The 7,731-nt window shown below is 46.6% G+C and carries 7 protein-coding genes; 4 read left to right on the top strand and 3 right to left on the bottom strand.

The genetic code is table 11. From position 1 onward, the window contains the following. Positions 1-273: 273 nt before the first annotated feature. The 3 genes from M4J38_RS06160 to M4J38_RS06150 are packed head-to-tail and all read right to left on the bottom strand — an operon-like array spanning position 274 to position 1,833. Positions 274-1,260 carry a HipA domain-containing protein gene (locus M4J38_RS06160; protein WP_251758663.1) on the bottom strand — a complete coding sequence of 329 codons (987 nt, stop codon included), beginning with the start codon at positions 1,258-1,260 and terminating at the stop codon, positions 274-276. Positions 1,261-1,262: 2 nt separating this feature from the next. Then, positions 1,263-1,586 (bottom strand): HipA N-terminal domain-containing protein, encoded by a 324-nt coding sequence (locus M4J38_RS06155; RefSeq protein WP_251758662.1) that lies wholly within the window; start codon positions 1,584-1,586, stop codon positions 1,263-1,265. Next, entirely contained in the window at positions 1,561-1,833 is a 273-nt protein-coding gene (locus M4J38_RS06150; RefSeq protein ID WP_251758661.1) for a helix-turn-helix domain-containing protein, read from the bottom strand. Before M4J38_RS06150 ends, M4J38_RS06155 begins: the two co-directional genes overlap by 26 nt. 261 nt (positions 1,834-2,094) lie before the next feature. Between M4J38_RS06150 and M4J38_RS06145 the strand changes: the two genes are divergently transcribed. The 4 genes from M4J38_RS06145 (at position 2,095) to M4J38_RS06130 (ending at position 7,723) form a co-directional block, all read left to right on the top strand. Further along, complete coding sequence (locus M4J38_RS06145; protein ID WP_251758660.1) at positions 2,095-2,583, top strand: hypothetical protein; 489 nt, start codon at positions 2,095-2,097, stop codon at positions 2,581-2,583. Between the two features lie 136 nt (positions 2,584-2,719). Next, positions 2,720-3,943 (top strand): hypothetical protein, encoded by a 1,224-nt coding sequence (locus M4J38_RS06140; protein WP_251758659.1) that lies wholly within the window; start codon positions 2,720-2,722, stop codon positions 3,941-3,943. A 78-nt stretch (positions 3,944-4,021) separates the two neighbouring features. Continuing rightward, positions 4,022-5,218, top strand: coding sequence for a serine hydrolase (locus M4J38_RS06135; RefSeq protein ID WP_251758658.1), 1,197 nt, complete (start codon positions 4,022-4,024; stop codon positions 5,216-5,218). Between the two features lie 72 nt (positions 5,219-5,290). Next, positions 5,291-7,723 carry a glycoside hydrolase family 31 protein gene (locus M4J38_RS06130; RefSeq protein WP_251758657.1) on the top strand — a complete coding sequence of 811 codons (2,433 nt, stop codon included), beginning with the start codon at positions 5,291-5,293 and terminating at the stop codon, positions 7,721-7,723. The last annotated feature ends 8 nt before the right edge of the window (positions 7,724-7,731 follow it).

The raw sequence follows: 7,731 nt of genomic DNA, 5'->3' as shown, positions 1-7,731 counted from the left end.
TTCCTGTTGCTTGATCGCAGCCACTATTTGGCTCTCGGTAAATCTTGTCTTTTTCATCGTAGTTAACAGTTTAAAGATAAAGAGATAACTCTACTCTAAAACTGACGGAATTGGGGCCGCTGACAGAATAGCAGAAGCCACAAAACTTTTACCGGTACCGGTGGAGCAGGTTCTCACTTTTTTAATGAACTCCTCTTCGACGAGCGGTGTGTCGGCGTATTTCAATACTACATATAATGCTCCATAGGTGAATCAAAATCTCAAATTGATCTTTCACACTTTTTCCAGTTGCCGTAACCGACCCATATACGATTGCCAATAATTTCGTTTGGTGGTTTCATCCAGATAAGACGCCATCGTTAATTCCTGCACTTTATTCGCTTGGGAAACCATTAGTTGCCTGATTGCATCAAAGGAAGCCTGCGAAACGCCTGCCTGATCGGCTAATACGGAGAACTGCTGCATCATTTTCCCTTGTGCCATTTCTTTTGGTAATAAGCCCTCATCTAAGGCGAAATCCTTATCGTTAATGTGAATCCTGCTGTTAAGCAGGTCATATGCCGGACTAAGGCGATAGTCCCCCATTGGTGTTTCAAGGAGAGAAAAATTCTTGAAATGCGCATCCCCATTTGAGAAGAGATAGTTGAACATGAGCAGTTTCAGTAATTTCGGCGCTTCTACGGGATATGCCGGTACACATTTTTGCATGAGTTGAAATAGCTGCAAATAATTGCCGAGGTACTTATAATGTTCACCATGCGTTTGAGGGGTACGCCCGGCAAGGGATGCGAAATCCTCCTGCGCCAGTTTCCTATCATTTTCATCAACATCAAAACGTTTCGTGATATATGCTGGTGCTCCATTCCGGAAGAAGATCAGCGCATTCTCTGCTGTTTCAATATGGTACACTTGTCGCGCAATCTGCATGGTAAGGTGTTCATTCGGGGGCATCTGGTCCGGTCGCCGGCCGGCTGCCGGAATTGGTTTTAAAATGTAACTACCTCGCTCCCCCTCTTTAATCAATCGAAGTTTGTTCTTCTCAAGCAAAACAGAGAATTTTTCCTGTACGCCGGAGATAGATATGTTTTTTCTGTTTTCATCAAATAGTTCGTCCATTGCGGCATTGGACGCGGGAGAATCATAGGGAAGAAGATGACTTACCTTGCGGCCTTTAAAGACCCTTACGAGTGCTGTCCGACTATAGGTGTGGTGGCCAGGGGCCAGCGTACCAGGGCAATGTTGGAAATCTGGTAAAGGCATGTTTAATCAATTTTTGACACGGTTACCGCGCCAATGGTGTCTGTTTGGGCAATCGTCAGCAATAACCCGAAATAATCGTTCTGGTCCAGGTGGTTAAGCTGGCAAACGACTTGTTTGTTTGATCCTTCCGGCAGCATGTTGTAGAAGAATGGGAATAGGTAAGGAGAAGTGTATGGCGCGGCGACTTTCGGCAATGTAAGACTGATCGCCGGTTTACCCCTGTCTTCTACCCACGATGCGTTATACCGGAACGTGAACGTACCGTCATCATATTGTGTTAATATGCCGGCTTCCTGCCCTTTAAAAAGAATCTTTGCTGCTCTCATGCGTTAATTCCCTGTTTTTAACGACAACCGTTACCTCAAGGCCCAGTGCGTCACCGATTTTTTGGAGTGTTTGCAAGGTAGGATTGCCTTTGCCGCTTTCAAATTGCTTCAAGGTCCTCAATGCTACGCCGGAAAGTTGCGCGAGCGTTTCCTGCGTCACATTTAAAGATTCCCTTCTGGCTTTAACAATATTAAAAACTTCATTGAAGTGCATTATAACGCCTTTTTTTATTGTAAATTTAAACATTCCGAATTAAAATTCATTATAAAGGGCATTAAAAAACACTTTTTAATTAAAATGGTTTTCAATTATAATTAAAGTGGGCCAAAAAGGGCAGTATGGCGCCCTTTTTGAAAGACGCTTGGACTTAATCACATAAGTATAAACCCACATTGAAAGGTCTGTTGATTCCATGAACGTTGTTGCACGCCCCTCAATTTTCACAAAACTTTTCACTACCCACTTTTCAGGTTTCTGTAATTTCAGCCCTCTGTTAAACCTTTTGTTATGAAATCATCCCTCCTGCTTTCAGGCTTTTTCCTATTCTTTTGCACCATGCCACTTTTCGCCCAGCCAACCGATTGTAAGGAGCTTCTGCAAGAGAATGAGTACCTCAGGAAAACGCTCAAAATACTTGCTCCCGTTAAATCGGCAAACTTCGAAAATATAGATTTCAGCATCCTCACCTGCGAAGGCAATATAAAGGAACAGACAATCAGGCTCACCCTGCTTATTACCAATCGTGCGGCCAATACTGAAATCAGTTTCCGGAAATCGAATGTGGTAGACATACAAGGCAACGAATTTGAAAGCAGTGGTATCAATATTGGAAGCGGCGGATTCCGGGGAAAAGTATATACCGATACGCCCGTAAAAGCTGTGTTTGAATTCAGGAAAATATTACCCGCCACCAAACTGCTGAAACTAATAGCAATAGAGTTTACGGGCAACAAAGGCGGATTCGAATTTAAAGACATTCCTGTTACCTGGAGATAGTCACTTATAAAAGACGCTGAGAGAGAAGAAGGTAATAATTCAAAAAAATCTCACACCAAGTAACCCCGTATCCTATTTTTTATGTATTTTGTAACCGATTGCATTTTAACCCTTAAGCCATAACCATTTACCTTACATGCAAAAGCAACTGTATCTCCTGTTCCTTACCCTTACCTGTCTTTCCGCTCAAGCCCAGATCACTTTTGAAAAAGGATACATCATTGATTCCCTTGGCGTGAAAACGGAATGCTTTATACGGAACAATGAGTGGAAAAGTAATCCTACACGATTTCAATACAAACTTTCTGAAACAGGGGAAGCAAAATGGGCTTCTGTAAAAGATGTTCGCGAATTCAGTGTTTACAACACGTTCAGGTTCATCAGCCAGACGGTACTCATCGATCGCTCCAGCGAAGACATGAACCAGCTGAGTGAAGAAAGCGCGCCTGATTTTAAAGAAGAAACACTCTTCCTGGAAATGCTGATGGAAGGAAAGGCCAATCTTTACAAGTATGAAGACGGCTCCCTGTTACGCTTCTTCTTTAACAAAGATGGTGGCACGATACAACAACTCGTTTTTAAAAGTTATTTTGTTTCGGCTACTGCATCGGCCCAGAATAATGCTTTCAGGCAGCAATTGGAAGAGCAACTTACCTGTAAAGATCTTTCAAAGGAAAATTTTCAGCAATTAAGTTATGCCCGGAATGAACTGATGCGTGTTTTTCGCGCATACAATACCTGCGAGGGCTTTGAACCGGTTGTATTCGAAAAAAGCAACAAGAAGATGAGTGTTCACCTGTTGGTACGCCCGCGCCTGAATATATCTTCCTTTGAACTGGAGAACAGTTCAAGCAGCTACCGTGGCGCGCAAATGAGCAGCAAGCCCGCTTTCGGGTTTGGCTTGCAGGCGGAATTTGTATTGCCATACAATAAAGGAAAATGGGCCTTGCTGGCAGAGCCTGTTTTTCAGTATTTCAGTGGTGAATCGTCCAGGAAATCTTCCTCCGTGTTGAATACCGATGTCATTACAAGCGTAAACTATAAATCGGTAGAGGCGCAGGTGGGACTAAGACATTATTTTATGTTGAATGAACAAGCTGCATTGTTTCTGAATGCCGCTCATATCCTCGATATCAGCTTCGCTTCTTCGGTCGTGGTAGAACAATCCAACGGGCAGAACCGGAATGAATTGAAGGTGGATGGAAGACGGAACTGGGGGATCGGTGCGGGGTTCCGGTATAAAAACAAGTTCAGTGCGGAACTCCGGTACCAGACGCCCAGGGATATTGTTGGGTCCTATTTGTTGTGGAATTCTTCTTACAAGACCAGTTCGCTCGTTTTAGGTTACAGGCTGTTGTAGGCCCCCCGCCAACAGCGGGTTTTTAACTTTTCTTCCAGCCATCAATCCCTTATCTTAACGGCATTAACCATCAACGTTATGCCTAAACTTCCCTTGTTGCTCCTGGCGGCGCTGCCATTCCTGCCCTCTTGCTATATGGCCCGCGCATACAAATTCAGGAACCTGAACCTCCGTTCCCACGAAGACATGCCCTCCGTTCCCATGAACAACAACGGCGCACGTTTTTCTTTTACAACCGCGCCACAACCAGATACCATATTGAAGAACAGGCTGGACAAAGCTTTACAAGGTACCGGCACCGCGGCTTTCCTGGTGATCCGGAACGATTCCCTCCTGTACGAAAATTATTTCAATGGTTTCAACCAGCAATCGTTGCTGCCCTCGTTCTCGGTAGCCAAATCGTTCGTGGCCACATTAATAGGAATGGCTTTGGAAGAAGGAAAAATAAGTTCCCTCAACGAGCCTTTCACCAATTACCTCCCACGCTTTCTGAAAAAAGATGAACGGTTCGCCCGCATCACCATCCAGCATTTACTGGACATGCGCAGCGGACTGGTTTGGAACGAAGGCAGTTACGGTCTGAAGGACGATGCCATCAAAATGGCCTTCCGCCCCAATATGATTCCGCATGTGTACAAAGTGAAGATCAAAGAAGCGCCCGGCAAAATGGATTACCAGAGCATCAATACATTGCTGCTCGCCATGGTGCTCGAAAAAGCAACGGGCATGAAACCCGTGGCCTATCTTCAACAGAAACTCTGGGACCCCCTCGGCATGGAATACGCGGCCACCTGGACCACCGATAAACGCAAGCACGAACTGGCCTACGCGGGCATCAACGCCACCGCCAGGGACTTCGCGAAGTTCGGAAGGCTTTACCTCAACAAAGGCAACTGGAACGGGAAGCAACTGATCACTGAAAGCTGGGTAAACAATACTATTTCCATGGAAGCCATGCACGCCGCGGAAGGGTATAAGAACCAGTTCTGGGGAAGTGGCGCATATACTGAATTTGAAGATTCTTCCACCGCTGTAAAAGCGCTTACAAACACTTCTTTTCATAACGGGCGCGTACAATCGTACAGAACCACCAATGGCACTAAAAGATTTTTTATCTCCTATACTGGCAGTGCCTTTTACGCATTGGGCATCCTGGGGCAATACATCTATGTGAATCCCGCCAACAACAGTATCATAGTAAGGTTGGGCTACCATTGGAACCATCCAAACATGCAACTCAGCAGATTTATTGCCGCGGAAAGTAACCGGCTCTAACACAGCCCCTCACTACAGGATGGTGCCTCCATACGGTTAATTATATTGCGTGCTTACCGAAAAAGGTTTGCCATGACGATTGTAAAAAGAATTGCCGCCCTTTGCTTTCTGATGCTAATTTTACTGCACGCCAACGCCCAGAAAAGCATGGGCGATCTCAAAGGGAATTTCCAGCGCAGCAACAATGTTTTCAGATTTCTTACCACCAATGGAGAAACCAGGATCGAATTCTGTACCGACGATGTTTTTCGGGTAAGAACCAGTTGGGATGGACGTTTTGAAGCCAACGAACCATGGATGGTGGTGAAGTACAACTGGGCACCGGTGAATGTTACCGCTGCCGACAAAGGTACCGCTATTCAGCTGAGCACCGCCAAACTCTCCGTGAGGATCAATAAAACCCCATTTTCTATTGATGTGTACACTTCCGGTGGCAAGCTGCTTTCCGCGGAGAAAAATGTGGCCGAAGGCGGAAGTTCAAAGCAAGAAGATACCATCACTACCACGAAATCATTGGATGCTTCCGAACATTTTTTCGGCTTCGGTGAAAGAATGGATTTCCTCGACCAGCGCAGTAAAAAACTTCGGCTGAACGTGGGCAGGGGAAAGGGATTGCCGCACGTGATCGGCGCCTATAATGTGAACGAGGCCAACTATTCGCCCGTTCCCTTTTTTATGAGTACAAAAGGGTATGGCATCTTCTTCCACAACTCCTTCGCCACGACCTGGGACATGGGTTTTTCCACGCCCGGACAGTACAGTTTTTCCGCGGATGGTGGTGAAATGGATTACTATTTTATGTATGGCTCATCGTTCCCGGTTATACTGGATCGTTATACCGATATCACTGGAAAATCACCATTGCTCCCCGAATTCGCGTTGGGTTTACATGTAGGTACTTACGCCGGCGGAACCTGGGGGCACGAAGCGCTCACCTCCGATACTTATGTGTTGGCGCTTGCAAGAAAGTTCAGGGAACTGGGCATTCCCGTGGACATCCTTCACCTCGATTCCGTATGGCGGATTTTTGGAAAGAACGGTGGAAAAGGCGCCACCTCTTTTGAATGGCGGGAAACATTCAAAAATCCGCGGCTCATGTTCGATAGTTTGTACAAGATGAACTATAAGATGGTGGGTATGCACATCCGGCCCCGGTTCGATAACGGGAATACTTTGCAACTGCTGGATACGGCCCGCGAAAAAGGATATGTTTACCCTGAACCGGGCAACAAGGGGGAGTTCGTGAACTTCTTCGATTCCACTTCCGTGAACTGGTGGTGGAACCATGGCGTAATGCGCATCGCCTCCCAAGGTGCGATGTTCCTGAAAACGGATGAAGGAAGCGCCTTTGGCGGACTGGCCAATGAAAGTGAAAAAACTGGTCCCACCGACGAAAAAGCACGGAAACTCCACAATGTTTTTCCCATCGCCTACGCGAAAGCGCCCTACGAAAAGTTCCGGGATTTTAACGGGATCAGGGGCATGAACCTCACCCGGGAAGGATACGCGGGCATCCAACGGTATCCTTATATTTTTGCCGGAGACTGGCCCAGTGAATGGCAGTATTTTGAACCTGTGATCAAGGCTGGACTTAATATCGGCGTCTCCGGTGTGGGAAACTGGGCGCATTGCATGGGCGGCTTTGAACACAAGGCCGATCCCGAACTGTACATCCGGTGGTGCCAGTTCGGGCTGATGAGCCCTGTGGCGCACCTCTTCGGCATGGACCACCCCGATTATAAAGAACCCTGGCGTTATGGCGATACCATCCTGCATATTTTTAAAAAATTTGATGCCCTCCGCTATCGGCTCACACCCTATCTATACGCCGCCTCCAGGGAAATGCATGATACGGGGATGCCGCTGATGCGCGCCCTGGTATTGCACTACCAGAACGACGAGCGTGTGTACAACATCACCGACCAGTATATGCTGGGGCCATCGCTGATGGTATGTCCTGTTACCGTGAAAGGCGCGCAAACACGTACCGTGTATTTACCGGAAGGGGAATGGGTGAATTTCTGGACAGGCTCCCGGCACAAAGGAAAGCAATACCTGCATGTGGTAACACCAATCGATGAAATGCCCATGTTTGTGAAAGCAGGCGCCATACTCCCCATGCAGCCCGCTATGCTTTATCACGGCGAAAGCGCCGTGGACACGCTTACATTGCAGGTGTATGATGGCAGTTCCGGTACCTGTAAAATGTACCAGGATGATGGGAAAAGCCTGGATTACCAAAAAGGCGGATTCGCCTTTACCAGTGTTCAACTGCTGAAGGAAAAGAACACAACAAAGATAACGGTGAACAAACCATCAGGGGATTTTGAAGTGCCGCCAACACAATATGCACTCCGTTTTTATACAACGGTAAAGCCGGTGAAAATCACGATCAACGGCAAGGCACTTACAGATACTGAATGGCGTTATGATACCACAAAGCAATTGCTTACTGTAGAAAACGCCGGCGATAATAGCAGGGAAATAAATATCTTGGTGCAGTAAAAACCAAC

This window comes from Parasegetibacter sp. NRK P23 (assembly GCF_023721715.1).
GTDB lineage: Bacteria > Bacteroidota > Bacteroidia > Chitinophagales > Chitinophagaceae > Parasegetibacter.
The sequence above is the reverse complement of the archived record's forward strand: the minus strand, read 5'-3'. Positions and strand labels throughout refer to the sequence as shown.